A 26,146-nucleotide genomic window follows, 5' to 3' on the forward strand; every position below is an offset into this window, starting at 1 on the left:
CGAGACATGCTGCGTATTATCCTAGCCGCCTCCCTGCTTGCAGGATTGGGCTCTGCGGCGCCGGCCCAGAACCGTCCGAGCATTTTGCGCCCGGAAGTCGTGGCGCAATACCCGCATGACACCGCTGCCTATACCCAAGGCCTTTTCATCTCCGACAACCAGCTTTTCGAGAGCACCGGCCAGGTTGGCGAATCCAATCTGCGACGTGTGGAGCTGGAGACTGGCGCCGTACTCGACCAGCGCGACCTGCCCGGACGTGTCTTCGGCGAAGGCAGCACACGCATAGGCAATGAGATCTTTGTCCTCACCTGGCGCGCCCAGCAGGGTTTCATCTATGACGCCAATACGCTCGAACAGACCGATCGCTTCACCTATCCCGGGGAAGGCTGGGGACTGACGACGGATGGCCAGCAGCTGATCATGAGCGACGGCACCGCCCAGCTGCGTTTCATGGATCCGCAAACGCTGGAACTCACTCGCGAGCTGGATGTAACACTCAATGGCCGCCCGGTTCGTCGCCTGAACGAGCTGGAATGGGTCGAGGGTGAGATCTGGGCCAATGTCTGGCTGACCAATCACATCGTGCGCATCAACCCGGAGGGTGGCAGCGTTACGGGTATTATCGATGTGCGCGATCTGGTGCCCCAGACCCTGCGCAATGATCGCGACGCCGTGCCCAACGGCATCGCCTACAATCCGGAAACGGGACAGATTTTCCTGACAGGCAAGCTCTGGCCAGTGCTTTACGAAGTCCGCCTGCCCGACGAAAGCTGATTACCAGGCGCCCAGTTCCATCAGCTTGGCACGCAGATCATCCGGCAGGCCTTCACCGCCCTCGCCCGGCCCCGACAGATCGCGCGGCGCGTCTTCCGGCTTGAGATAACGCCAGCCCTGAAACGGTCGCTTCGGAGACGGAGAAGTCCGGATTACCTCGGGATCCATGATGATTGCACAGCGCTTGATGCCGTCCTCACCCTGGACATGTTCCAGCGAGATGATCTCTGACCGGCACTGGATCGAGCCATTGATCACCCAGTAGAGGGACCCACCGCTTTCGATCTCGGGCTTTTTGGTGGGGAACATGCGCGTGACATGCACGATGACTTCCGGCTCGCCGGCTGCGCGACGACGTTCGCATTCCTCATTGCGCCAGCGCTCGAGCTGCTCGATGGAGCTGACCCCGACGCAGAGTTTGACCAGATGCATGACCATGCAATGGATCTAGGACACAACAGGGCCAGCGTCAAAGCCGACCCTGCTGATCAGGCGTGGATTACTGCGCGAGGTACTCGATGTCGGAAAATTCGATCTCGACCGCCTGTTCCATGGTCTGAAAAGCGGCGCTGGCCTCGAATTGCTGGACGGAGCGCGTCATCACCGGGGCCGGCAGGCCATCGATCTGAGTGTAGGTCTGGCGGATCTCGAACGCATTGATGCGAACCGCGAAATTCGGCTTGAAACTGTCTTCCGCAAAGATCCGGACCTCGTGCACGCGGGCCGGGTCATCACTGATCGTCAGCACGCCGGTCAGATGCTCGGAAAAATCCATGTCATTGGCTGCGATGATCGGAGTGAAGGCAAAATGGCTCAATCCGCCAGCGGCCTCGATCAGGCTCATCGTTCCCGGTTCATAGTCGAAATCGGTCGTACTGAAAAACAGGCCGGAACCTTCGTCCTCGTCCTCGCTGGGATCGATGACATCTTCCCAGATCGCGCGAAGATTTTCGTCCAGCGCGTCTTCGGCCGGCGATATCAGCGTCCATTGCTGTCCTTGCGCCTGCGCGCCGTCAAAATCGCCGACAAGCTGTCCCTCGCCCGTCGAGATCGACATGCGGAAACGCCAGTTGTCACGATGCCCGTCATCGACGCTCGCGCTCAGCGCTTCAACGACCGGTGACGGCAGATCGGGATCCTCGAGGGTGGCTGCTGCTCCGAAAACGAGCAGACTCAGGGCTGTGGTCACAAACATACACGCTCTCCATTTCCCCGGCCCGAGGGGTTTATAGACACAAGCAGGACGTGCGTCTTGCGCAAAATCACGCAGCGTCGCGATCAACGAACCCGCTGCGGCTGTCCAGATCAATATCGAATGTGGTTTCACTTTTGGGCATGGGCTTCTTGCCATCGCCGAAGAGCTTCAGCTTCACCTTGTAGGCCAAATTGATCAGTCCCTTGAAGGCGGCTCCCGGTCCCGTCGTGGCCGTCGATGTCGGCGTATAGCCGAACTGTCGGCGCAGGACCCCGTTTGCGAACAGGATGGAATTGAGCTTGCGCGATTGCGGCGTCGAGATCTCGAACGGCACCGAGACATTCAGCCCGCTTTGGTTTTCGATCCGGTGGGGGCCGTGCAGCGGCCAGTTCGCGGCCATACCCGGCTGCAGGTCGATGGTGAACGCATCCGCATCCCAGGCCGGGTCAAAGGGGATATCCTCAGTCTGATCATGATGCAGCACTGCCTCGACATCGTCGCGGTTGAGATAGGGCATTTGCGGCGGATAGGTGCGGAAACGCTTAACACCGCGCATGTGCCACAACATGGTTTCCGAGACATCGGAGTGACAAAAGACCTGCGCCGTGGGCGAGGATATCAGGATACCGGCCTCGGCCGAGAGCGGTTTGAACCCCGGATCGGCCTTGCGCATGTCTTCCAGCATCGCTTCATAGATCGGGCGATACTCCGGGTCACGGTCCATGGCATGGCGCAAATTGATCCACAGCTTGCCATTGCGAACGGCTTCGATCAGCTCTTCGCCGGACAGTTTTCCAGGATCACCGGCGCGCCAGCTGTCCCGATCCGTGGCATCATCGCCCATCGTACAAAAATCGCACAGATCGCGCGGATGGCGATCGATCAGCGCAGCCAGGGCTACATCGGAAAAAGCGTGATGTTCGTGATAGTTATGCTGAACCACGACCGGTGTTTTGCGGAAATCCCGCCTGGCTTCCGGCGACCACTGGCTTGAAAAGCGTAGCATGTGAGTGTCGCGCATTGATCCGCTCCCTGCTTGTTCGCCCTTCAAGCAGCAAGGAGTGTGCCGAATTCAACGCGCGCGGGAATCAGGCTTAACTTTCGTCGAAGCAGGTCGTTGTATTATGCCTAGATTAAGTTGGCTCATCATTGCGAAATTGTCGAACACCGTAATACGAACGGACATTTATCCATCTGACAACGCCCCCCCAGGAAGGCCATAAACTCATGAGACTGTTCGCAACAGTTATAGCCTGCCTCTATCTGCTCTACGGACTGGCCTGGGGAGTATTGGTAACGGGAGCTCTGGCTGGCATGCTCCACACAACGATTTTCGGCATCGATCTGGCCGGCTTTATCCGCAATGTTCCCCTTGTCAGCATTCTTGTCTTTTATCTCACGCTCAGCCTGTTGATCATCGCGGTCGTGCGCATCCTGCAATGGAAACGGGGCATGACCTACCTGTTTGGCCTTGCCCTTGGCTGCCACCTGCTGGTCTGGTTGAGCATATCATCGCAGGCCATTTACTCGGGCCAACTCGGCCCATACGTGTTCGTCGCAGCCTTTTGTGCCTTGTATGCGCTTTGGATTAGCGAGAACAAGATGACATCGCGCTAGGCGTCAGCGGTTTCTTCCTGCATGGCGACCAGAACATCGCCGTCGGCAACCTGATCTCCTGTCGCGACCGCAACTTCACCGATCACACCGTCACGCGGCGCCGGCAGGGAATGCTCCATCTTCATCGCTTCAAGCACCACCAGAGCCTGGCCCTTGGTCACGGCATCTCCGGTTTTGACGTTGAGCGCGAGCACCTTGCCCGGCATCGGCGCCTTGATCACGCCGCCGGCGTCAGCTGCATCTGCGGCCGCTTCGGGGTGCGGGAAGGCGTAGAGTTCGGAGTGGCCGCAGGCCGAAACCAGATAGCCCTGTTCAAGGAAATCCACCTCGGCGCTGACCCATCCGTCATTCACTGTCGCCCGGAAAAGATATCCCTCGTCACCGCCACTACCGTCGAGATCGTGCAGCTCCAGCGTATGGTCTCCCACGGTGACGCTCATATCCTCGTCATCAAGTGAGAGCACGACCGTGATGGCATCATCGCCCACTTCAAACCGATCGCCCAGACGCGGGGTCGCGTTCAAACGCCAGCCATCTGCCACCGCAAACGGATCTGCATAATCACTGCCATCGCCATTTTCGAGCATGGAGGTCAGGGCCGCAAAACCGGCCGCGACCAGATCGACAGCCGGCGGGACCAGATCGGTCTCCCGTTCGCCGATAAAGCCCGTGGTGAGCTTCTCGTCGAGAAAGTCCGGATGCAGCACACAATTGCGCAGGAAACCGCCATTGGTCTTCACCGGCCAGACGGCCAGCTCATCCAGCGCGTCCGCCATCAGATGTGCCGCAGACGTACGATTATGATCATGCACAATGACCTTGGCGATCATCGGGTCGTAGTGAAGCGAGACCTCGCCTCCCTCCTCGACGCCTGTATCGACACGCACACCACCGCCTTCTTCCGGCAGGCGCAGAATGTTCAGCGGGCCAGTGGACGGCAAGAAACCCGACTGAGGGTCCTCGGCGTAAAGCCGCGCTTCCATGGCATGGCCCTGCAGGCTGATCTCGTTCTGCTCGGGCACGCTGCCACCGGCGGCAACATGCAGCTGAAGCTCGACGAGGTCGAGACCGGTGACCTCCTCGGTGACCGGATGCTCCACCTGAAGACGCGTGTTCATCTCCATGAAATAGAAGCCGTCTTCGCGAAGCGGCCCCGAGCCGTCCACGATGAACTCAACCGTGCCCGCACCGACATAGTTCACGGCTTTCGCCGCATTGATGGCTGCGGAACACATGGCCGCGCGAACCGCTGGCGTCATGCCTGGCGCGGGCGCTTCCTCAATCACTTTCTGATGGCGACGCTGCAGGGAGCAGTCGCGCTCATAGAGGTGAATGACCCGGCCGCGGCTGTCGCCGAAGACCTGGACCTCGATATGGCGTGGGTTGGTGATGAATTTCTCGATCAGGACACGGTCGTCACCGAAACTCTTCGAGGCCTCACGCTGGCAGCTTTCCAACGAGGAAAAGAAATCCTCGGCGTCATCGACCTTGCGCATGCCCTTGCCGCCACCGCCGGCTACGGCCTTGATCAGAACCGGATAACCGATCTTGTCAGCAGCCGACCTGAGCACTTCCGGATCCTGGTTTTCTTCGTGATAACCTGGCGTTACCGGAACCATCGCCTTTTCCATCAGAGCTTTCGCCTGATCCTTCAGCCCCATGGCCCGGATAGCCTCAGCAGACGGACCGACAAAGATGATGTCATTGGCCGCACAGGACTCGGCAAACTCGGCATTCTCGGACAGGAAGCCGTAACCCGGGTGGATCGCCTCGGCGCCGGTCTGTTTCGCAACCTCGATAATCTTGTCCGCCAGCAGATAGCTTTCCGATGCCGCGGCGGGTCCAATCAGAACCGCCTCGTCCGCCTCACGCACATGCGGAGCGTCAGCATCGGCCTCGGAATAGACAGCAATACAGCGAATGCCCAAACGCTGGGCGGTTCTCATGACACGGCGGGCGATCTCGCCCCGATTGGCAATAAGCAGCGAATTGATCATGGAGAATCTCGGTCTGAAGACGGGTTTGAGCCGCTGTATTGCACAGCCGCGACGAGGACGAAACTGATGATCATCAGAAGATACCACGAACCAAGCTTGCTCAGGGACACCATTTGCCAGGCATGTTCTTGCCCGGGATAGGACCAGGCGCGGGCAAATGTGCCGATATTCTCGGCAAACCAGATAAACAACGCGACCAGGACAAAGCCGATCACCAATGGCATGGGCCGGTGCGCGGCATCCGGCCTGAACCAGACCACACAGCGCCCGTAGATCAGCATGGTCGCGATGAAAAGCGCCATCCGGATATCAGGCAGATAGTGGTGCGCGAAGAAATTGATATAGACCGCCAGCGCCAGCACGCCCTGTGCCCAGAGTGGCGGGAAACGGTCGAACCGGAACTCGAATATCCGCCACACCCGCGCCAGATAGGAGCCGACGGCGGCGTACATGAAGCCGGAAAAGAGCGGCACGCCGGCAATGCGCAGGAAACTCTCTTCGGGATAGACCCAGCTGCCCGCATAGGTCTTGAAGATCTCCATCGCCGTGCCGACCACGTGAAAGACAGCGATGACCTTCGCCTCTTCCCAGCTCTCCAGCTTGCTGGCGATCAGCCCGATCTGGATCATCAGCGCCGCGAGCGTGAGAAAATCATAACGGGGCAGAGGCGCGTCCTGCGGGTACCAAAGGAAGGTCACCAGCAACAGCGCCAGCATCAATCCGCCAAACAGGCAGGCCCAGGCCTGTTTGATGCCAAATGCGAGAAACTCGAACAGGCCCTGTGTCCAAGGCCCTTTGACAAAGGCCCGCCGAAACGCCTCGCGGCGCTCGTGCAGGATCGCGCGCGGATCGAACCCGGCCAGCAGCGCCCTACTCCGCCCAGCTGGCCTTGCGGCGCTCCAGGAAAGCGGCCAGGCCTTCCTTGCCCTCGTCGGAAGATCGGCGATGCGCGATCGCCTTGGCGGTGTGCATCATCAGGCCGTGGTCGATCTCGCGACCGGCGACATCATCCACCAGTTTTTTCGCATCAGCCACGGCGCCCGGCGCGGCCCCGAAGGCCAGCTTGGCGAGATGTTCCTCCATCTGGCTCATCTCCTCCATGCTCTCGACCGTGTACTGGGCGAGGCCGATCTTCTCGGCAAAGCGGCCGTCAAACCGCTCGCCGGAGGTAAACAAGGCCCGTGCCCATTTCGGACCGATGGCGCGGACGACATAGGGAGAAATCGTGGCGGGTGTCAGACCGAGACGAACCTCGGAAAAGGAGATCTTGGTGTCCTTCATGACCACGCCAACATCACAGGCCGCCAGCAAGCCTGCGCCACCGCCCATGGCCGCGCCCTGCACGAGGGCGATGGTCATCTGCGGCAGGTCATAGAGGCGCTTGAGCATGGTCGCCAGGCCCATCGCATCCTCGATATTGTCGGTTTCGGTGTAATGCGCCGCTGTTTTCATCCAGTCCAGATCAGCGCCGGCGGAGAAACTCGGGCCATTGCCCCGCAGGAAGACCACCCGCGCCTCGTCAGTATTGGCGCGCAGCGTCTCGAAGATATCAGACAGGCGCTCGATCACCTCGGCATTGAAAGCATTGTGCTTGTCCGGCCGGTTGAGCGTGATGACAGCAACACCGGCGGGGGAAACATCGAGCAGAACGGGGGCGTCCGACATGAGCCAATTCCTTCTATGCGCTAGGGAAACTCTCTCCTAGTTAAAGCCGCTCGCGGCGCGCGCCAAGAGTTCGATTGCCGCAGCGGGCAGAAAAAAGGCCGCCGGCAAACGCCAGCGGCCCGAGGTCATCGGTAATTGTGTCAAAGCAAGTGACCGGGACTTAGTCGCCGCGGAAGAAGATGCCTTTGACAATCGACAGCACGATGATGGACAGGAAATAACCTGCCGCCAGCGCGCCGAGATAAAGAAGATAGTCAGTTTGCGTGAACTGAGCGCCGAAAGCGGCAAAATCGAAATCAGCAGCGCTCTCACCGCCACGCACGATCGGCATGACATTGTCCACGATCACGTGGATGATCACACCCACCACCGTAAAGATGAGAATGGCACCGAACTCGCGCATCAAAAGCGCGAGGACGAGCGCGATCACGCCCAGCTGAATACCGAGTGGCATCCAGTTCACGACCGATCCATCACCGGCGTGAGCTACAAGCCCCGGCATGAAGAAGTCTAGTACGGGCTGTAGATAGCCCATGATTTGATCCATAAATTCCATGTCGCGGTCCCCTCCCGCCTGTCGAAGCTGAACGCATCTTACCCCAAGACGCGCTCCTAGAGTTAACGATTGATTGAAAATTCCCTTCAGAAAAGCGAGTTCTCCTCTCAGGGGAATTTTCTCAGCCTTTGATCACAACCCTTTTCACAGCGAAGAGAATTCCCACTGCAATCAGGTATCCTACAAACAACAGTCCCACATACCGCCAGAACCAGAGCTCAAGCACTTCGGGAATACGGAAAGGACCGATCTCCGCGAGTACTGGAACTAGGGCATCCAGCCCGATGTGTGCAAGCACTGCCGTCAACGCGACGACAAAGAGCCGGGACCAGTTCGATAGCGCCAAGGCTGCTATAACGGCGATGACCAGACCCTGAACGGCGTTGACCTCGGCGAAACCTTCCCGCGCAAACGTCAAAACGTCTTGTACAAACTCTGGCATCCACTCCCCCTGAACCCGCCAAACTCGCTGGGCGTCGGGGAAAGTATTAACCAAAGTTAAGACTTTGTCACGCGGCAACAGGGCGAGGATTGGCGCACGCCATCAACGCCGTGAAAAGATTGGGTGGACACGCAACTATTGCGCGATTTCCAGCATGACTTCGTTGCGACGGAAGGGTGTCGGCACCCAGGGGGGATCATAACGTGCATAGACGGCCTCGCCACGCGTCTGATAGCCCTGCTCGGACAGCCAGTTTCGCAGCTCCGCCTCATAGGCCATGAAACGCCCCTCGCGGGCACCACCGTTAAATCGGACGATGGCCATCCTGCGTGCTGGCTGCTCGCGAATCTCCACATTGGGGTTATTCGGACGCGGCAGTGTTTCCATTGAATACTCGGCTGGCATCACAAAACCGACCCGCCAGCTGTCACCCTCACGCCCCTGAACCACGGGCGTGGTCATGGCGATCTCCTCGGAGCGCTGCTGCACCACCGGCGTGGTCATCGCGATCTCACCCGATCCGCCCTGCGGCGCGGTATTATTGCCGAAAATGAAATCCGCCAGAGGCCGGAAACCCGCATTGCCGGCGCGCGACATCTGCGTCGACCCCACTTCAACCTCGGCCATCAGCATGGCGTCATAGTCGCGAATCTCGAACGCTCCGGCGCGCAGAACGACTGTGTGGGCGGGTTCATCCTCCGCCATGGCGGCAGTGGACAGGCTGAAAAAAGCCAGGAATGCGAAAAGACGGGTCATGAAAAGCTCCAGGTTGCATGTCCCGTATACGCTGCGCTGGCCCAGCTGGATTAGAATCTAGTCGTAGGGAGAAACGGGCTGGTCAGACATAACGTGCGGAAAATGCTCAGCGTCCATCTCGTCACTGCGCAACGTAAATGTGACTCGCCGCACTAGCTGGCTGTCCGGCCGATACGCCACCTCGTCCAATTTCGCATCCGGCGAAATGGTAATCGCATCAAAATGCTCATGGTCCCAGCTCTCATCGAGCCTGGACAATTCGCTCAGCAACAAGTCTCGACCAGCCGCATTGAAATGGACGAGCAACTCGTCCACTCCACCGTCTTCGCCCGGCTGGATCTCGATGGTGATGCGCGGCCTGCTCATGCCCTACATCCGGAACACGCCGAACTTGGTCTTCTCGATCGGTGCGTTCAGCGACGCCGACAGGCTGAGCCCCAGCACACGGCGGGTGTCGGCCGGGGCGATGATGCCGTCATCCCACAGGCGGGCCGTGGAATAATAGGGATTGCCCTCGGCTTCATAGGCTTGACGGATCGGCTCCTTGAAGCTCGCCTCTTCCTCGGCGGACCAGTCCTCGCCGCGATGCTCCATGGCGTCACGCTTGACGGTGGCCAGGACAGAGGCTGCCTGCTCGCCGCCCATCACAGAGATCCGGGCATTGGGCCACATGAACAGGAAACGCGGCGAATAGGCCCGGCCACACATGCCGTAATTGCCCGCGCCATAGGAGCCGCCAATAATGACGGTGAATTTCGGTCCGGCATAGGTCGATACCGCCGTCACCAGCTTGGCACCGTCCTTGGCAATACCGCCGGCCTCGTATTTCGAGCCGACCATGAAACCGGTGATATTCTGCAGGAAGACCAGCGGGATACCGCGCTGGGCGCACAACTCGATGAAGTGCGCACCCTTCTGGGCGCTCTCCGAGAAGAGAATGCCGTTATTGGCGATAATGCCGATCGGCATGCCGTAAAGGCGCGCAAAACCGGTGACCAGCGTCTCGCCATAGAGTTTCTTGAACTCGTCGAATTCGGAATTGTCGACGATGCGGGCGATCACTTCGCGCACATCATAGGGCGCGCGGAGATCGGCCGGGATCACCCCGCCCAGCTCGCTCGGATCGTATTTCGGTTCAATGCTGGCCGTGACGTCCAGATCGACGTTTTTCACCGTGTTGAGATTGGCCACGATGCGACGCGCCATGTGCAGGGCGTGCTCGTCATTGGCGGCGTAATGGTCGGCCACGCCGGACGTGCGCGCATGCACGTCGGCACCGCCCAGATCCTCAGCCGAGATGATCTCGCCCGTGGCCGCCTTCACCAGCGGCGGGCCGCCCAGGAAGATGGTGCCCTGCTTGCGCACGATAATGGTCTCGTCGGACATGGCCGGCACATAGGCACCGCCAGCCGTACACGAGCCCATGACCACCGCGATCTGCGGAATACCCTGCGCGGACATGTTGGCCTGATTGTAGAAGATCCGTCCGAAATGCTCGCGGTCCGGGAAGACATCCGCCTGGTGCGGCAGGTTCGCGCCGCCACTATCGACCAGATACACACAGGGCAGACGGTTCTGCATGGCGATTTCCTGCGCCCGCAAATGCTTCTTCACCGTCATCGGGTAATAGGCACCGCCCTTGATGGTCGGGTCATTGCAGACGACCATGACTTCACGGCCGGAGACACGACCGATACCCGCGATCATGCCCGCACCGTGGACATTGCCCTCATACATTCCATTGGCCGCCAGGGCCCCGATCTCCATGAAGGCCGAACCCGGATCAAGCAGGCGCTCGACACGTTCACGCGGCAACAGCTTGCCGCGCGACAGGTGTTTCTCGCGAGAGCGCTCCGATCCGCCCAGGGCGGCCTCGGCCGTCTTGCTCTGGAGTTCGCTCAGAAGCGCATCCATCGCGGCCTGGTTGGCGTTGAAGCTCTCGGAATTCGTATCGATCGCGGAAACAAGCTGGGTCATGGAAAACCTAGAAGTGGCGGGTGGTTGGGGCGCTGCTTAACCCGGCAAGGCGACAAAAAGCAATCTTGGATGCATCCAAATCCAAAGGATCACGCATCACATCGTAAACACGGGAGATAAACATGATCCGACAAACAGCGCTCCTTCTGCTCTACTTTGCCCTTGGTACAGGCGCAGTTTTCGCCGAAGCCACACGGGAAACGCCCGAGGTCATGGTGGTCGGCACGTTCCATTTTACCGGCGGTGGTCATGACATGATCAACCCGCAGGTGGACAACTTCCTGTCGGATCGGCGCCAGGTCGAGATCGCTGATGTCAACGATCGGCTCGCTGTTTTCCGTCCGACCAAAATCCTCGTGGAATGGCCCGCCGATGAGGAAGCCGAGCTGAACTCGATCTATCAGAATTTTCTCGCCGGCGAGCACAGCCTGTCGGTCAATGAGCGCCAGCAGATCGGCATGCGGCTCGCGGCCCGCTTCGGCCACGAACAGCTCTACGCAGTCGATCACAGACGAGGCATGGATTTCAACGCGATGATGGCCGCCGCCCAGGAGGCAGGCCAGCACGAGTTGGTCGAAGAATTCACCGCCTTCACGGATCCGATTTCGGACCGCATGAGCGCGCTCTCGACGCCGGAAAACACGGTTCTCGACCGCATGATCCACAACAACACCCAGGAAATCCGCGACTTTCACCATCTTTATCTCCTGCTGGCCCAGATGGGATCGCTGGAAAATCCGGCCGGTGCCGAGGAAATGTCGGGGTGGTGGGGCCGCAATCTGAAGATCTACGCCAATATCGCCCGCATCGCAGAACCGGGGGACCGCATTATCGTCATCTATGGATCGGGTCACAAATTCCTGCTCGACCAGTTCATAACCGACGCGCCCAACCTCGTCTGGATCGATGCGCTCGACTATCTGACGCAGTGATCCCCAACAGGGTGAATAAAGTATTCCGCGCCTCCCACACCCCAGCCGCGCGCGGAACGGACCGGCGCTTAGTCCTTGCGACACAAGGCGCCGGTCCCCTTCTCCCCAGCTCTGTCGAAACCAGAGCTTTGATTCGATATTCCTCGCGCTAGAATTGAAAAAGCCGCCGAGATGGGAACAATTGCCATTACCGCTTTAACGACTGATTCAGAGCTGACGCTCAGGCTTTTCGCTAGAGGGGAGCGCCCACGGGGACTGGGCCAGTTGGGAGGTGTTTATGCGTAAGAGTATATCTCTGGCCACACTTGCCATTTTGGCATTTTCGGCGTCGCCGGCACTCGCGCAATCAAGCGATTCGCTCGCCTGGCAGACCGGCCTGAGCATCGAGGAAAACGACGAGACTGTCCGCTGGCGTTTCTCCACCGAACAGATCGACCTGTCCGGCACTACGGTTTTTGGTGATTTCAGTGACAGCGCAGAAGTCTCCGCGCTGACCGGCGAAATCGAGATCCACCCGTTTGGCGATGAATTCTATCTCTCTGCTGGCGCCCGGCAGAGTTTCGACACCGATGCGCCGGACTGGGCCATCTCGGAAAGTGACTACCAGTACGACCTGATCCCGCTGGCACAACTCTCGGAAATCGAAGGCTCCAACCGCCTCGCCGAGCTGACTCGCTATTTCGGTGCCGGCGTGACCGTGCGCACCATCAATGCCTGGGACCTGACCCTGGAGGGCGGTGCCTATTTCGGCGACAGCCGTGCCGACCAGATGGAAATCTTTGACCCGGAAACCGGCGAGACCCGCGTGTTGCTGGACGATCTCGACCGCGTTGACCGCGAAGCCGTCGGCGACACCCACGCCCGCTCGGTCCGCCCGGTCGGACATTTCGTGCTGCGGCGACGGTTTTAGGCCAGATCGCCGTCATTCCGAACTTGCTCCAGCGGATGAGCGCCTTACGGTGCTACAAACTCCAGCGAGAGCCCGTCCACCGTGTCCACCCACCTCCATCTTTGTTTCACCCGCGATGATGAAGCGGTGGCAGAAAGGCTGAAAAGTCTTCTGAGCCAAGCCGGCTACCTGGTCAGCGCGCCACAAGACACCGCATCAATCTGTCTTTTCCTGTGGAGTGAGGCAGCTCTTGAAGATCCGGATTTCCAGTTCCAGACTCGCCATCATCCGCTTTATCTCGATCTCGAAGTAGACGCGGTCGGGCACCGGATATCGCAAGCCCGTTCAACGGCCACTCCCCAATCATTGCACTCGCAGACAGGAGTTGGCGCAGGTCCGCTTCACCAATTGCTCTTCGAAGAACGACCGATCGATCTCTCATCACCAGAACTGGTCGATGAACCGGCCCTGATTGGCCATCTGACTGCCAGGTTGAAACTCATCGACAACCTGATCGCCGTCGTCCCCGACTTGCAATCCCGCCTTCGCCAGCGCTCCTGGAGATCGTCACTTGTTGAAGAGGAGAAGGTCCGGGCCGTTGCTGCACAGCAAGCAGGACAAGAGCTCAAAGAGGCGCTGAAGCTGTCACCCTCCGTCGGCAATCTCGCAAGACGAGCCAACGTACTGTTGATACAGACACTTCAATCACCAACCACCAGTCCGACTGGGTTGGTTGACCTCGAGTTGTCGCTTGCCAACTGGACAAAAAACGCCCAGATCTGGCAGCGACTGGGGCAAGAATTCAACACGGCACGCGAACTAGGGCCGGCGGCGCTTTTGAGCCACCTTGAGAGCCTGGCCGACGCCACGTCACCGCCCAAAGACCTGCTCCTGACGCGTCGCCAGTGGAGCGCCCTACGCACCGGGCTGACGAACGGTTTGAAACGTGCTCAGGCACCTGAGAGCTGTCGGCGGCTGCCCGCGCCCGAGTTTTCTCAGGCGACGGCTCTGATATCGGATAATCCTGCAGAGCGCGCGAATGCCGCGATGCGAATGAACATCACACGCGTCGAAGATCATATCCGGCAGAGAGAAATTCTCGAAATCGCGTCCGAGGCGGGTAGCTCCCAGGCAAGCCGGGCCCTGGTCAGGATTTACCGTGGAGAAGAAGCGTCCCTCCGCCCCAGCTCGAGCGGGCAAAACCTGTCCTTCGCGCAGGGCCTCCTCTCCATGTTCGGGCTGTCCAAACGCTTCCATCCCGCCATGGCGGTGAATGCGGAGAAAGCGGATTTTTATCTCGAGCGAGCTCACACACAGGGAGATTATGATGCATCCATCGAGCTCGCCTGGGCCTGCCTGGATGGGCCGGCAGATGGCACAGACGGCCAGCGGGCCGTCACGATCATCACTGACCTCGAAAACAAGAAAGTCAGCCTTGGCATTGATGCTGAGGTGTTTGCCGAAGCCTTCTGGACGGGCGAGTTTGGAGTTGAAGACAAAGCACTGGCCACGGCCATTCGTTTGCGGGCCGTCAGAAGCGGTGAGTTTCATGAGACATCAGCCATCGCCCTAGGCGATTGTTATCGCGACGGCTCGGGCGGGTTGAAGAAAGATAAGAGGAAGGCGGCAAACTTCTACCGGAAAGCGGGCTCGAGCACAGACGATTTCGACATTATCGACCTCTGCCAGAAAAGATTGTCAGAGATCGGCGGGTAGCGCCCCCAACAGTATTTAGAACGAGCGGGCTTGTCTCACTTCCCTTCCCCCTTCTCCCATCTCGCGAACCGGCCTAATGTTGGCGTGCAATCAATTGCTTCGCGGGATTCATGCCTCTGAACCTCTCATTCCTGCCCTTCCTCAATCGTGTCGAGAAGACTGCGCTGGACGCGGTCGAGCACGAGGTTGAATGGTTCTGCCTGCCGGCCGGGCAGATGCTGTTTCGCGAGGGCGATGACGCGGACGCCTTCTATCTGGTGCGTTCGGGCGCTCTGGCGGCCTTCAGAAACGGTGCGTTGGGACGACCGGACCTGATCGGCTATATCCGCGCCGGTGAGCCCGTGGGTGAAATGTCCCTGCTGGACGAGACCCCGCACAGTGCCAGCGTCTACGCCCTGCGCGACAGTGAGCTTGTGCGCCTGCCCAAGGCCAGTTTCGAACGCCTGACCCGCAAACATGCCAGTCTGATGCGCGAGCTTGCCCGCATGATGCTGGCGCGGCTGCGCGGTTCGGACCGCTCGACCGGATCAGAGCCCAAGGTTTTCGCGATGGTTTCGACCTCGCCGACGATTGATCTGGAGTATCGCGCCAATGAATTACGCGACGCGCTGAGACGACTGGGGCTGAGCTGTTTCATCGGTGACGAGGATTGTTCCGACTGGAGCGGTCAAAAGCTCGACGCCATCGAGGCGGAACACGACATCGTGCTTCTGACGGCCAGACTGGCCAACCAGACCTGGGCGCGCCGCGCCATGGGCCGGGCCGACCGGATGTGGGTGTTTGCAAGGGCAGATGCACGGCCTTCGAGCCCGCTCCTGCCCGATGACCCCTCGCCCGCAGCCAAGCTGAAACTGCTCGATGTGGTTCTGCTGCACCTGGGCGGCATCCGACAGGCAGCTCGCCCGCAGGAATGGATCGAGGCCGCCGAGGCAGCGCGCCTCTTCCACTGGCGCCAGGATCACGCCCGCGCTGACGCAGACCGGCTGGCCCGTACGATTGCCGGAAAATCTGTCGGCCTGATCGTGTCCGGCGGCGGCGCCCGTGCCTATGCGCACATCGGTGTCATTCGGGCCCTGCGTGAAGCTGGCATGCCGATCGATTTTGTCGGTGGCGCTTCTATGGGCGCCATAATCGCGGCAGGTGTCGGCCTGGAGTGGAGCGACACCGAGCTGGAAGAACGTGTGCGCGAAGCCTTTGTCGACAGTCACCCGCTCGATGACTGGGCCCTGCCTGTTGTCTCACTGGTCAAGGGTGAAAAGGTCGATGCGCGGCTGAAACATCATTTCGGAGACGTCGAGATCGCCGATCTCAAACGTCCCTTCTTCTGCCTGTCCTCAAACCTGGCCAATGGACGCCCCTATGTGCACCGGGAAGGACGTTTGCGTGACGCGCTGCGCGCCTCCATCGCCATTCCGGGCCTGTTGCCGCCGGTCGTACACAATGGCCAGATCCTGGTGGATGGTGCCGTGTTCACAAATTTCCCCGCCCAGCAGATGCGCGCGTTCCATCGCGGCGCCGTCGTGGGCGCTGATGTCACCCGTGCCCAGGGCCTCAACCCGGCCGATTTCATCGATCCGCCGAGCTTCCTCGGCTGGGTCAAGGATAACGGCCTGAAATCCCCGCCCCCGATCGCCTCATTGCTGATGCGGGCCGCGACTGTGGGCGTTGCCGATCACCGGGATGTCGGGCGCAGCGCCGCGGATCTGCTCATCCTGCCGGAGACCCGTGTGGATATGCGCGACTGGGACCGCTACGAGGAATCCGTGGAGGCCGGTTACGAAGCCGCCCAGGGCATGCTGGCGGGCATCTCCGAGAGCATGCGCCGCAAACTCCACCTGCCGCTTCCGATGATGTAGGCGCTAGTACGCCGGTTCCTGCAGCCGTGCGCGCAGGACAAGTGCCCGCCGGGCCGTATGGTCCATCTGACAACCGGCGTGAATGACCTGGGCGATGGTTCCGCCCTCAAAAACAGCCGCCTCGGCCCGGCAATCTGCATCACGGAATTCGATCCAGGCGCGCTGGGCATCACGCAGGCCTTCGGCCACAGACGTGCCCTCATAACGCTGGCGCAGGCCGATATAGCTGGCATTGAGCACAACATCCCAGGCATCACCTTCCTCGGTTGAACAACGCACCATGCCCAGCGTGGTCTCGCCATCCGGGCGGTGTGTCATGCAGGCCTGGGAGTATTCACCGATACAGGTCTGTTGCTCGGCCATCCCTGCATCCGTGGAGCGGTTGAGGCAGACCTCCAGCGTGTCCTGGGCAGACAAGATATCCATCTGACCTGCTGTCGACGTTTTTTGCGCAGAAGCACAGGCGGCGACAAGCGTCAGGCCGACCACGGCGGTGATGGATTGGCGGAACATGTCATTCTCCCGAACTGGACAAGCGCAAGGATAGCCAAGCCCCGAACGCCCGTCATCAGACGATTGTCGAATGTGAAAGCACCTATCGCAGCAAAAGAAAAGGCCCGGAAAACCGGGCCTTGTCACGTGGAAATATGGTTCCGGTCAGGCGGTTTCGCCAAACAGTTCGCGGCCGATCAGCCAGCGGCGGATTTCCGATGTGCCGGCGCCGATCTCATAAAGTTTGGCGTCACGCAGCAAACGGCCGGTCGGGTATTCATTGATATAGCCATTGCCACCCAGCAGCTGGATCGCGTCCAGCGCCATTTGTGTTGCGTTTTCAGCAGCGTAGAGAATGGCACCTGCAGCGTCCTTGCGGGTGGTCTCGCCGCGGTCACACGCCTGGGCGACAGCATAGACATAGGCGCGCGTGGCATTCATGCGCACATACATGTCAGCGACCTTGCCCTGGACCAGCTGAAACTCGCCAATGGATTTGCCGAATTGCTGACGCTCCCGGATATACGGCATCACAACATCCATGCAGGACTGCATGATACCCACCGGGCCGGACGCCAGGACTGCGCGCTCGTAGTCGAGGCCGGACATCAGGACTTTCACGCCCTCATTGAGCGGGCCCATGATGTTTTCTTCCGGCACTTCGCAATCTTCAAACACCAGCTCACCGGTTTCCGAACCGCGCATGCCCAGCTTGTCGAGTTTCTGGGCGACAGAGAAGCCCTTGAAATCCTTCTCGATCAGGAAGGCCGTGATGCCACGGGAATGGGCGTCCATATCCGTCTTGGCATAAACCACCAGCGTATCCGCAGCCGGCGCGTTGGTGATCCACATTTTCGAGCCGTTGAGCACATAGCGATCGCCGCGCTTTTCCGCCTTCAGACGCATGCCGACAACATCGGAACCGGCGCCCGGCTCGGACATGGCCAGCGCACCGACATGCTCACCGGACATCAGCTTGGGCAGGTATTTCGCCTTTTGCTCGGGTGTCGCCCAGCGACGGATCTGATTCACGCAGAGATTGGAATGCGCACCATAGGACAGACCAACCGAGGCCGAGGCCCGGCTGATTTCTTCCATGGCGATGACATGTTCCAGATATCCAAGGCCCGAGCCGCCGTCTTCTTCCGACACGGTGATGCCCAGAAGGCCGAGCTCACCCATTTTCTGCCAGAGGTCCGGCGGGAAGACATCGCTCTCGTCGATTTCGGCCGCACGCGGCGCGATTTCGTCGGCTGCAAAGGAACGAACGGTGTCGCGGATCATGTCCGCAGTCTCACCGAGGTTGAAGTCGAGGGAGGGATATTGGTTCGGTATCATGCCGCGCGATGTATCACGCGCGCAGCACGGGTCAAGCGACAAGAAAGCTGCTGGAGGAAAGAGTTGCCGCGTTAGCGCTAAATCGGAGCTTTTTCTTTCCGCTTCTCCATCCAGATGGAAAGGAGCTGCCAGAGTGCCATGACAGAAAAGAAGCTACCGGCGATCAGTGCCCATGCGCCCGAGGTCAGCTCCCGCGCGCCCCAGACCCGATCCCATTCCATATAGGTGAAGAGACCGCCGTAAACAGACAGGGCCAGACCCGCCAGCAGAACCAGGATGAACCAGCCCGCACTGCGATCCTTATGCGGCTCGATCGTCCGGGTATCGGTGTAGAGATCATCCTCGCCCGCCAGGTCGGACGGGGAGAAATCATCCTCCAGCGCCTCGATCTCGCCGGTATCAACAAGCTCATCCTCGACGTGCACGGCTTCCCGGGTGAGGCTGGCATCCGCGCCGACCTCGCCCACGGCACCGGAGGCCGTTGCAGCCTCGAAAGCCGGATGTGGCGGCGGTGCGTCCTGGCCAGCGACCGCGATCGCCTGCTCCACGACATCATGCACCTGTGCGACGATTGTGTCCTGCTCGTCCGCAGCATCCTCCACAGAAGCCTCGTCGGCAGCCTGGGCTTCCGTAACCGACGGAGCGTCCTCGACAGCCAGCTCTTCAGAGACGTTTGCCTCTTCCGCGGCAACGTCCTCGACCATCTCCGCCAGAGGCACTTCGGCCTCAGCGGCTTCGCTTTCCTCGGCTTCATCTGCGACCGGGTCGCCCGTTTCGACAACAGCAGCGAGCTCAGCCTCGCCAGTCTCCTCGGCGATGGCTTCAGCAGCGGGTTCTTCAGCCTCAGTCGCGACCGGCGCGGCGTCGTCCTCGCTCATCACCTCGGCGAGGCGGGCAAATTCAGCTTCAACAGCCGGATCTGCGTCTGCGACGTCATCATCGAGTGCAACATCGGCAGCAATAACCTCAGCTTCGGAGACGTCAGCGGCGTCTTCATCGAAATGTGCCGCGAGTTCGCCAGCAATGACAAAGCCCAGCGTCGTGCCTGCCGGCAGGCTTTCATCATACATCTGCACACTGGCTCGACCACGATGTTCCTCGCGGGGTTCGACCTGTGCGGCAGCGATTTCCTGCGACATGCGCGCGATCACCTGGGCCGCCGCCGGGTCAGATGCCGTTCCGCTGTCCGCCCGCTCGGACAGATCAGCCGGCACGTCGTAGGCGTGCACCGCTTCATCAACCGGGTTGGTATCAACCGCGGACTGGACATCGCTCAGCGGGATGCTGGTGTCGGATGATGGTGCGTCAGAAGCCGGTTCCACTTCGGGAGCGTCCTCGACCTGCGCCTGCTGTTCAGTCGTCGCCGGTGAGCGGGTCTCGCTTGGAGGCACGTGACGCACCGGCCCTTCCGGCATCAGCGCCGCGAGCGGCGAGCTGTGATAGCCATCAAAGACAGAGCGCGGCTGGTGACGGGGCGCAGTACGGACAGAAACCTCGTCGGCACGGTTGTAATTTTCCGGCGTCGCAGGCGCTTGCGGTTCAGCCGTATCGACGACTTCATCCTCGTCACTGACCTGTGCAACAGTATCCGGCGTTTCAGCCTGCGCCGTCTCGGCGGCAGCGTCATCCGGTGTGTCCACGGACTGCTCGTCTTGAACAGCGGTATCAGCTTCGGCCACAGCTTCGTCAGCGACCTCAGCGGCATCGACGTCAGCGGCTTCCGCCTCGAGATCATCTGCCGCGCCCGCTGGTGTCGGCTCTGCGCGCTCCTGCAAGAGATCGATGGAAGCGACGATTTCCTCAGCTGGCTCAGCTGTCGCGTCCGGTGTCACTTCCGGCCTTGCCTCCGGCGCAGGCGCCGCCGTCAACTCACGCGCCTCAGGCACCTGGACAGGCGGTGCGGGCGGTGTGTCCTCCACAGGTGCCTGCAAGGCCTCGAGCGGCATTTCACCAACAGCGACCAGAATACGGGAGATCTCGTCCTCGGCAGCGCGGCGTGCAGCCAGGTCACGCGCAGAGGGCGGCGGCGGTGTGTCGGCGGGCGCAGGTGCAGCTGCAGCCTCCGCCAGGGCCGGTTCGACCGGCGTGTCTGCGGCGATGTCCTCGGGATGCTCGACCTTGATGACCAGCTCGACCGTGGACTGTTCGCGTTCCTCGCCGCGCCTGGAAGCAGGCGGCGCAAAGGCCGTCATGAAGAGCGCGTTCTCAGCCTCACGGCGATCGGGGTGATTGTCGCCATAGATCGCCAGCGCCTCGCCGGCCGCCATGGCCCGACCTTCGAACAGATAACGCGCGACGTCAGAGCGTTTGAACGCATCGCCGCCGATATCGTGCACAAATGAGACGAGCGCGTCGCGCTGCGGCATTTTCAGCGGCGTGTTGACCACATCATCAATGGCGGTTTCCGCGTTGAGCACATCATAGATGAGCAGCAGGTCGGCCTCTTCCGGCGTGACTGTCGTGCCAGGCTTGGCGGCCGCCTTGTGACCGTAGCCGACAACCCAGTGACCATCATCACCAATAATCGCGGTTCCGTTGAACGGTTCGAAGCGCTTGATCAGGGCGCGCGCGGCGGCGGAAGATTTCAGTTGCGGTTTCATCTTGTTCAATTCTGACACGGCACACAGGGGTCCTACCCCCTATTGCAAGTCCGAAGCCGCCTTGAGGTTCAGCCTTCGCCCTGCAGGTAAACATCGGTGACATCAAGCGCGGTGAAGGGCGCAAAAAACCCGCCGCCACTGCCGCCACCGACAATATAAATTCCGTCATTCAGGTTTGCTGCGGCCGCATTCGTGCGCGGCGATGGCAGGCCCTCGGCGCTTTCCCAGCCGCTCTCGCCGGGCGTCCAGACCAGGTGTTCGTCCAGCGTGGTATTGCCCTCGCCGCCCTGGCCACCAAAGACATGAACACGCTCGCCATCATAGGCAATCGCGACACCGGAGCGCGGCGCCGGCAAGGCTGGTCCCTCGCGCCACTCACCTGTCGCCGGGTTGAAGAAGTCAGAGCGCGCGGTCGGTGCGCCGGCGTAAAACCCGCCGACAATCAGGATCTCGTCATCAATCGCGACCGCAGCAGCAGCTGCCCGGGTCACGCCCTCGGGCACCTCGCCGTTCTCCCACTCCCGGCTCTCCGGATCGAACACGTAAAACTCGCCATCATCACGGCTGCCGCCGATGGCGTAGAGCAAGCCGCCGACCTCGGTCAGGGTGAAGTCCGCCTTGGCAGCGGGCATGGCCGCCTCGCTCTGCCAGACGGCATGTTCCGGCGACCAGGACCACATCGCAGCGCTGGGTCCGACACCCATTTCGCCCGCGGCATAACCGCCAGCGGCATAGATACGGCCATCCGCGACCGACATGCCGAAACGTTCCAGCCCGCGCGGCAGCGATTGCTCCGGCATCCAGCGGTCGATCTCGGTGTCATAGGATTCAAACTCGGCGCGCGGGTCGGTCAGACCCGCACCGCCAGCGGCATAAAGCCGGCCATCCAGCACGACCACGGACAGGCCCGCCCGGGGCGCATCGAGACGCGCAGCGGCTTGCCATTCCCCGTCAGCATGGGCTGCAGGACCAGTCACCGCCAACAAACACGCAAGCGAAAGCACTCTGTGTCGCACTGTTTTCACCACCCTTAGCTCCCCAGCTGGAGGGATTTCATCACAGAAGCAGGAGGCTCGCCAACCCCAGGAATGCAAGAAATCCCACCACATCGGTCACCGTGGTCACAAATACAGAGGAGGCAACGGCCGGGTCTGCACCGGCGCGCACAAGCCCCAGGGGAATCAGAATGCCGGACAACCCCGCACAGGCGAGATTGAGCACCATGGCCAGCGCGATCACGCCGGCTAGCTGCAAGTCCTGGAACCAGAGCATGGTCACCAAGCCCATCACGACGGCGAAAATAAGACCGTTGAGCGTGCCCGTGGCCAGCTCCCGCCAGATCACCCGCAGCGAGTTGGCCGCCGTCAGATCGCGCTCGGCGATGGCTCGAACGGCGACGGCGAGCGATTGCGTGCCGGCATTGCCGCCCATGGAGGCCACGATCGGCATCAGCACGGCCAGGGCGACATAGGCATCGATGGCGCCCTGGAACATCGCGATCACGCCGGAAGCCAGGATGGCCGTGGCCAGATTGACCAGCAGCCAGGGCGCGCGCGAGCGCACGGACTGGACGACCGTGTCGGACAGGCCCGCATCATTCACACCGGCCAGGGCCAGCATGTCTTCCTTGTTCTCTTCCTGGATGACATCGACGATATCATCCAGCGTCAGCATGCCGGTCAGCCGCCCGGCCCCGTCCACCACCGGCGTCGAGACCAGGTGGTATTTGTGGAAGACATAGGCGACCTCTTCCTGGTCGGTTTCCGGCGCGACGAGAATGCGCGGCTTTTCCATGATCTCGGTGAGTTGAAGGTCACGCGGCGCGCCCAGCAGGCGACAGACCGGGATCTCGCCCACGGGGCGAAAACCGGCATCGACCACAAACAGGTCAAAGAACTTGTCCGGCATCTCGCCGCGACTGTCGCGCATATGGTCCAGCGCATGGCCCACCGTCCAGAAGTCCGGTGCTGCCACAAATTCGCGCTGCATCAGGCGACCGGCCGTCTCCTCGTCAAAGGCCAGGCTCTGTTCGACGGCCTCGCGATCCGCATCGGGAACTTCGGCCAGGACGGCTTCACGCACATCCTCGTCAAGCTCTTCAAGAACCTCGGTGGCGTCATCACTGTCCAGATCGGAGATCGCGGCGGCCAGGTGAGAGGCATCAAGATGCTCCATCACCGCTTCGCGCGTATCCGGCTCCAGCTCGGCCAGCACATCACCGGTAAGGATATCCGGCGTCAGCTCGGCCAGCGCCTCCTGCTTGGACGAGGAGAGCTGTTCAATAACGTCAGCGATATCGGCTTCGTGCAGCGGCGTCAGCAGGCGGCGAACGAGGTCCGCATCGCCATTCAGGATCGCCTCGACCAGTTCCGCGACAAATTCCGGATCGGTGTTCACACGGCCGGACGTGTCGGCAAGGAGTTCGTCTTCAAAAGCGGCATCGCTCATGGGGCTCTCCTTGCGGTCTCGATATGACGGGTTTCAGTGATGTTGCGCGCAGCCTAGGCGGTGGCGCGATTCGTGGCGAGTGGGAGAATGGGGGTGTGCCCCTGTTTTCTGCATTGGGCCCCAACAACCTCGCCGCGCGAGTGTTTCGAGCGCCATCGAGGACAAATTCCTCAGCTATTTGTGACGCCTGCCAGTCGGGACCGCGCGGCGGAAATCATCCTCGATCCGGTATTCAACCCCATGATAATCGCAAGCGTACCATAGAAGGTTCGCCCCCGATCCGACTGAGGAGAAAGACACGATGTAGTTTTCCATATCACTTCGATATGGGAATTCGTACCGGACGAACCCGAGTCGGTCGCCACCCACGGATAAAAGCTCAAGGTTTTGAATATCGCGATTCAGGACCTGCAGCCCCGCCATATCAGGATCGTGCAAGCTTAACATCCACTGCTCATTCACAGTCTGCGAAGCGCCGACACAGTAAACTTTTCGACGGGATTTCATCTGGAAACCAAGCTCCCGTTAGTCATTCTCAGAACCTCGCTCAACCACACAAACAAACCAGCCCCGCCCAGTGCGTCCGCTACGAACACACCGGCATCCGGACCGGAGCTACTCGCAGGTGAAGAAGTAGTGGCGCCCTATGCGTTCGACCCCGGAAATCTTCATCACCAAGCCCTCCAACAATGGCTGACGAATAAGGACTCCCCTACTTTCCAAAAAAAGCTCGAGCCGCCAAAGGTCGAATAGTTCTGGTCGTGCAAACTCGTCGTGAATGTCAACGTCAACGCCGTCTGACAACCGAACAAAGTCTACGCCAAGCCCGTGACGGCGATAGCGCCACCTTTCATTGCCGGCCATGATTTCGCCGGTTCCAGGAGATGCTGTTTCGACCATATCAAGCCCGAAAGTTTCGCTCCAAGTCCTCACCAACGTTAGCTGGAACCCAACGAGTTCTCGACAGCAACTTTCGATATCGACAGCCATTAGAACCTTCGGGGGAAAACGGGGACACGTACCGTTTAATGGCGCGCTACCCCGCAGAACGAGTGAGAAATTAGTACAGAGAAATTAGTACGTGTCCCCGTTTTTGAAGAGTCTGCGAGGTCAGATCGCTGTCGACATCATAGCCGAACTCGACATGGCCGGAATTGCTGGCGCCGATGCCCGCATCGATGCGCGTGACACGGCCCTGATCGTCATAGCTATAAGTGGCCAGATCCGTCGTGCCATTGGCGCTGGAAATGCGTGCCTGTCACCATTTATTCCGGCGGCTAATCCAATGCCCTTAACCGGAAAAGTGCAATATGTGCACTATTCAACAAGATAACAAAAAAGACAGGCACAACCATCACGTAGGAGTATTTAAAGATCCCGAATACAATCGAGACAATGCTACACCAAAACAGAAAGACTACCGGTGGGACAAAAAATATTTGCCACCGCGGCCCTACACCCACACGAACATTTAGATTTAGGCTATCAAACCGCTTCCGCCCCAATACGCTGAACAGAGCAGCGAACCACAATCTATTCGCGATAGTCATTTCTGTTCCTCATGGAAAAAGCAGGCACACATACCCTCTACACCAAGCCTGACGCTACCTACAGCTCCGCCCCCAATCAACAGCGAACCCCAAACACACCAGCCCCGCCCAGTGCGTTCGTATCAAACACACCGGCATCCGGTTTCATCAATTCATTTTCTTGAGAAAATGGTGCGGTCGAGAAGACTCGAACTTCCACGGGTTTTACCCCACAGCGACCTCAACGCTGCGCGTCTACCAATTCCGCCACGACCGCCCGTGTTGGAGGCGCGGGGAATAACAACTACGGCGCGGCTTGTGAAGAGGAAAATGCGGTAGTTTATGCAGCTGCAAAGAATTCGTTGGCATCTGCAGGCCCCGTAATGGACACAGCGATGCGGTCGCCCTGGATCACAACCTCGCCCCGGGCGATGGGATGATTATTGGCCAGGATCCAGACTTCCTCTTCCTCACCTGAGTCGAGGGGGATGACTGCGCCACGGCCCATGCGCAGAAATTGCTGGATCGGCATCTTGGACCGGCCCAACAGGACAGCAATTTCCACTTCCACAGCACTGATCTGACTCACACATCACTCCCGGACTTGCCCTGACGGATAATCATCACGATGTTTGCGCGATACGGTTTCACGAGAGTTAAGACAACGCGATATGACATTACCTGCCGTGAATTGGGCCATTTCCACTGAAAAAGTCCCCTATGAGGCCGCTGTGGCCTTCATGGAGGACACGGCTGCCGCGATCGCGCGTGGCGAGGCGGAGGAGCTTGTCTGGCTCCTGGAACATGACCCGCTCTATACGGCCGGCACCAGTTCCAAGCCGGAAGACCTGCTGACGCCGGACCGATTCCCGGTTTACGAGACCGGTCGCGGGGGTGAATACACCTATCACGGGCCGGGCCAGCGTGTGGCCTATGTGATGCTGGACCTGACGCGCCGCGACAAGGATGTGCGCAAGTTTATCCAGAACCTGGAACACTGGCTGATCGGCACAGCCGCCGCCTTTGGCATCGAGGCTGGTCCGCGTGAGGGCCGGGTCGGGGTCTGGGTCGATCGGGGTCGGGGACGCGAGGACAAGATCGCCGCCATCGGCGTGCGCCTGCGCCGCTGGGTGAGCTTTCACGGCATCGCCTTCAATGTGGCACCCGATCTGACACATTTCGGCGGAATCACGCCCTGCGGCATCTCAAATCCGCTTTACGGCGTCACCAGCCTGGATGATCTGGGCCTGAAAACGACGATGGAGGACTTTGATACAGCCCTCCATCTGAGTTTTGTCGATATTTTCGGAGCGGCCCGCCGGGTCGAAGCCCCCGATCTGAGCCCCTATGAGGACGTTGCCTGATCT

The 26,146-nt window shown here is 60.2% G+C and carries 25 protein-coding genes and 1 tRNA gene; 7 read left to right on the top strand and 19 right to left on the bottom strand.

The window, feature by feature from the left end:
* Nucleotides 1-6: 6 nt before the first annotated feature.
* Nucleotides 7-774 (top strand): glutaminyl-peptide cyclotransferase, encoded by a 768-nt coding sequence (locus tag JJ889_RS13215; protein ID WP_291895850.1) that lies wholly within the window; start codon nt 7-9, stop codon nt 772-774.
* On the opposite strand, the gene JJ889_RS13220 is transcribed toward JJ889_RS13215, so the two are convergent.
* The 3 genes from JJ889_RS13220 to JJ889_RS13230 all read right to left on the bottom strand — a co-directional run bounded on the left by JJ889_RS13220 (nt 775) and on the right by JJ889_RS13230 (nt 2,990).
* The gene (locus JJ889_RS13220; RefSeq protein WP_291895852.1) at nt 775-1,212 is read right to left on the bottom strand and encodes a DUF1489 domain-containing protein; all 438 of its coding nucleotides are present in this window, start codon (nt 1,210-1,212) and stop codon (nt 775-777) included.
* A gap of 61 nt (nt 1,213-1,273) precedes the next feature.
* Nucleotides 1,274-1,969 carry a hypothetical protein gene (locus JJ889_RS13225; RefSeq protein WP_291895855.1) on the bottom strand — a complete coding sequence of 232 codons (696 nt, stop codon included), beginning with the start codon at nt 1,967-1,969 and terminating at the stop codon, nt 1,274-1,276.
* Between the two features lie 67 nt (nt 1,970-2,036).
* The gene (locus tag JJ889_RS13230; RefSeq protein WP_291895857.1) at nt 2,037-2,990 is read right to left on the bottom strand and encodes a hypothetical protein; all 954 of its coding nucleotides are present in this window, start codon (nt 2,988-2,990) and stop codon (nt 2,037-2,039) included.
* Between the two features lie 206 nt (nt 2,991-3,196).
* Here JJ889_RS13230 and JJ889_RS13235 point away from each other — a divergent pair, with 206 nt between their 5' ends.
* Nucleotides 3,197-3,586 (top strand): hypothetical protein, encoded by a 390-nt coding sequence (locus tag JJ889_RS13235; RefSeq protein ID WP_291895860.1) that lies wholly within the window; start codon nt 3,197-3,199, stop codon nt 3,584-3,586.
* On the opposite strand, the gene JJ889_RS13240 is transcribed toward JJ889_RS13235, so the two are convergent.
* The 8 genes from JJ889_RS13240 to JJ889_RS13275 form a co-directional block, all read right to left on the bottom strand.
* Nucleotides 3,583-5,583 (bottom strand): acetyl/propionyl/methylcrotonyl-CoA carboxylase subunit alpha, encoded by a 2,001-nt coding sequence (locus JJ889_RS13240; RefSeq protein ID WP_291895861.1) that lies wholly within the window; start codon nt 5,581-5,583, stop codon nt 3,583-3,585. The two genes, JJ889_RS13235 and JJ889_RS13240, sit on opposite strands and share 4 nt — an antisense overlap.
* Complete coding sequence (locus JJ889_RS13245; RefSeq protein ID WP_366940124.1) at nt 5,580-6,359, bottom strand: DUF817 domain-containing protein; 780 nt, start codon at nt 6,357-6,359, stop codon at nt 5,580-5,582. Before JJ889_RS13245 ends, JJ889_RS13240 begins: the two co-directional genes overlap by 4 nt.
* A gap of 94 nt (nt 6,360-6,453) precedes the next feature.
* Nucleotides 6,454-7,248 (bottom strand): enoyl-CoA hydratase-related protein, encoded by a 795-nt coding sequence (locus JJ889_RS13250; RefSeq protein ID WP_291895863.1) that lies wholly within the window; start codon nt 7,246-7,248, stop codon nt 6,454-6,456.
* A 160-nt stretch (nt 7,249-7,408) separates the two neighbouring features.
* Entirely contained in the window at nt 7,409-7,804 is a 396-nt protein-coding gene (locus JJ889_RS13255; RefSeq protein ID WP_291895865.1) for a hypothetical protein, read from the bottom strand.
* Between the two features lie 121 nt (nt 7,805-7,925).
* Nucleotides 7,926-8,246: a hypothetical protein gene (locus JJ889_RS13260; protein ID WP_291895867.1), complete on the bottom strand. Its 321-nt coding sequence runs from the start codon at nt 8,244-8,246 to the stop codon at nt 7,926-7,928.
* A gap of 135 nt (nt 8,247-8,381) precedes the next feature.
* Nucleotides 8,382-9,002, bottom strand: coding sequence for a heme-binding protein (locus JJ889_RS13265; protein ID WP_291895870.1), 621 nt, complete (start codon nt 9,000-9,002; stop codon nt 8,382-8,384).
* Between the two features lie 57 nt (nt 9,003-9,059).
* Entirely contained in the window at nt 9,060-9,368 is a 309-nt protein-coding gene (locus JJ889_RS13270; protein WP_291895872.1) for a hypothetical protein, read from the bottom strand.
* Between the two features lie 3 nt (nt 9,369-9,371).
* Nucleotides 9,372-10,979 (bottom strand): carboxyl transferase domain-containing protein, encoded by a 1,608-nt coding sequence (locus JJ889_RS13275; protein WP_291895874.1) that lies wholly within the window; start codon nt 10,977-10,979, stop codon nt 9,372-9,374.
* A 122-nt stretch (nt 10,980-11,101) separates the two neighbouring features.
* On the opposite strand from JJ889_RS13275, the gene JJ889_RS13280 reads away from it, so the two are divergent.
* The 4 genes from JJ889_RS13280 (at nt 11,102) to JJ889_RS13295 (ending at nt 16,372) form a co-directional block, all read left to right on the top strand.
* Nucleotides 11,102-11,911, top strand: a complete 810-nt coding sequence (locus tag JJ889_RS13280; RefSeq protein WP_291895876.1) for a DUF5694 domain-containing protein — start codon at nt 11,102-11,104, stop codon at nt 11,909-11,911.
* Between the two features lie 277 nt (nt 11,912-12,188).
* A complete protein-coding gene (locus JJ889_RS13285; protein ID WP_291895879.1) occupies nt 12,189-12,821 on the top strand; it encodes a hypothetical protein in 633 nt (210 codons plus the stop codon).
* Between the two features lie 81 nt (nt 12,822-12,902).
* Complete coding sequence (locus JJ889_RS13290; protein WP_291895881.1) at nt 12,903-14,516, top strand: SEL1-like repeat protein; 1,614 nt, start codon at nt 12,903-12,905, stop codon at nt 14,514-14,516.
* Nucleotides 14,517-14,626: 110 nt separating this feature from the next.
* Nucleotides 14,627-16,372 (top strand): patatin-like phospholipase family protein, encoded by a 1,746-nt coding sequence (locus tag JJ889_RS13295; RefSeq protein ID WP_291895883.1) that lies wholly within the window; start codon nt 14,627-14,629, stop codon nt 16,370-16,372.
* Between the two features lie 3 nt (nt 16,373-16,375).
* Here the strand turns inward: JJ889_RS13295 and JJ889_RS13300 are convergent, their stop codons facing one another.
* The 8 genes from JJ889_RS13300 to JJ889_RS13335 form a co-directional block, all read right to left on the bottom strand.
* Nucleotides 16,376-16,885, bottom strand: coding sequence for a lysozyme inhibitor LprI family protein (locus JJ889_RS13300; protein WP_291895886.1), 510 nt, complete (start codon nt 16,883-16,885; stop codon nt 16,376-16,378).
* A 144-nt stretch (nt 16,886-17,029) separates the two neighbouring features.
* Nucleotides 17,030-18,202, bottom strand: a complete 1,173-nt coding sequence (locus tag JJ889_RS13305) for an isovaleryl-CoA dehydrogenase (RefSeq protein WP_366940115.1) — start codon at nt 18,200-18,202, stop codon at nt 17,030-17,032.
* 77 nt (nt 18,203-18,279) lie between these two features.
* Nucleotides 18,280-20,802, bottom strand: coding sequence for a hypothetical protein (locus JJ889_RS13310; RefSeq protein WP_291895889.1), 2,523 nt, complete (start codon nt 20,800-20,802; stop codon nt 18,280-18,282).
* A 68-nt stretch (nt 20,803-20,870) separates the two neighbouring features.
* Nucleotides 20,871-21,779, bottom strand: coding sequence for a kelch repeat-containing protein (locus JJ889_RS13315; RefSeq protein WP_291895973.1), 909 nt, complete (start codon nt 21,777-21,779; stop codon nt 20,871-20,873).
* A gap of 79 nt (nt 21,780-21,858) precedes the next feature.
* Entirely contained in the window at nt 21,859-23,250 is a 1,392-nt protein-coding gene (gene mgtE / locus JJ889_RS13320; protein WP_291895890.1) for a magnesium transporter, read from the bottom strand.
* A 615-nt stretch (nt 23,251-23,865) separates the two neighbouring features.
* The gene (locus tag JJ889_RS13325; protein ID WP_291895893.1) at nt 23,866-24,240 is read right to left on the bottom strand and encodes a hypothetical protein; all 375 of its coding nucleotides are present in this window, start codon (nt 24,238-24,240) and stop codon (nt 23,866-23,868) included.
* 729 nt (nt 24,241-24,969) lie between these two features.
* Nucleotides 24,970-25,056 (bottom strand) — tRNA-Leu (locus tag JJ889_RS13330).
* Nucleotides 25,057-25,119: 63 nt separating this feature from the next.
* Entirely contained in the window at nt 25,120-25,368 is a 249-nt protein-coding gene (locus JJ889_RS13335) for a FliM/FliN family flagellar motor switch protein (RefSeq protein WP_291895895.1), read from the bottom strand.
* An 82-nt stretch (nt 25,369-25,450) separates the two neighbouring features.
* Here JJ889_RS13335 and lipB point away from each other — a divergent pair, with 82 nt between their 5' ends.
* On the top strand, nt 25,451-26,143 hold the full coding sequence (gene lipB, locus JJ889_RS13340) for a lipoyl(octanoyl) transferase LipB (protein WP_291895897.1): 693 nt from the start codon (nt 25,451-25,453) through the stop codon (nt 26,141-26,143).
* The last annotated feature ends 3 nt before the right edge of the window (nt 26,144-26,146 follow it).

This window comes from Maricaulis sp. (genome assembly GCF_017643475.1).
Taxonomy (GTDB): Bacteria; Pseudomonadota; Alphaproteobacteria; order Caulobacterales; family Maricaulaceae; genus Maricaulis.